General features: G+C 55.6%; 2 protein-coding genes. Both read right to left on the bottom strand.

Going from position 1 to position 502, the window contains the following annotated elements; all coding sequences use genetic code 11:
* Nucleotides 1–259: hypothetical protein (locus DRJ53_RS21075; RefSeq protein WP_033551149.1), on the bottom strand; the 259-nt coding region annotated here is incomplete at its 3' end.
* A gap of 60 nt (nt 260–319) precedes the next feature.
* The coding region (locus DRJ53_RS21070; RefSeq protein ID WP_175580775.1) for a tail assembly protein at nt 320–502 on the bottom strand (183 nt) is incomplete at its 5' end.

Below are 502 nucleotides of genomic sequence, written 5' to 3'. Positions count from 1 at the left end.
CGGAGCCGGAGGATTCAAATCCCTCCGGCGGAGTCTGCTCCTGCTCACCAGCCCGGAACACCACCGTGACACCGGATATGTTGGTATTCCCCTCAGTGTCCAGCACCGGCGTACTGTTCAGCAGCACGCTTTTTAAGCCATCCACCGGACCTTCAATCGGCCCTTCGCTGATGGCATCGATCACACTCAGCAACTGCGTGGACTTCAGGTTGTCCTTCGCTTCGCGCGGGGTATGCCCCTTACTGCTTCCTTTACCCATTCCTCACGCTCCATAAATGACAAAACCGCCCGCAGGCGGTTTCACATAAAACATTTTGCATCAGCGACCAATCACCACAACCTGACCACCGTCCCCTTCGTCTGCCGTGCTGATCTCCTGAGAAACCACGCGTGACCCCACGCGCATTTCCCCGTACAGAACAGGCAGAACATTGCCCTGGGCAACCATGTTACCCAGTGAGGAGAAATAGGTGTTCTGCTTACCGTTATCCGTTGTCTGTAT

Source organism: Paracnuella aquatica (assembly GCF_003332885.2).
Lineage (GTDB): Bacteria > Bacteroidota > Bacteroidia > Chitinophagales > Chitinophagaceae > Flavisolibacter > Flavisolibacter aquaticus.
The sequence above is the reverse complement of the archived record's forward strand: the minus strand, read 5'-3'. Positions and strand labels throughout refer to the sequence as shown.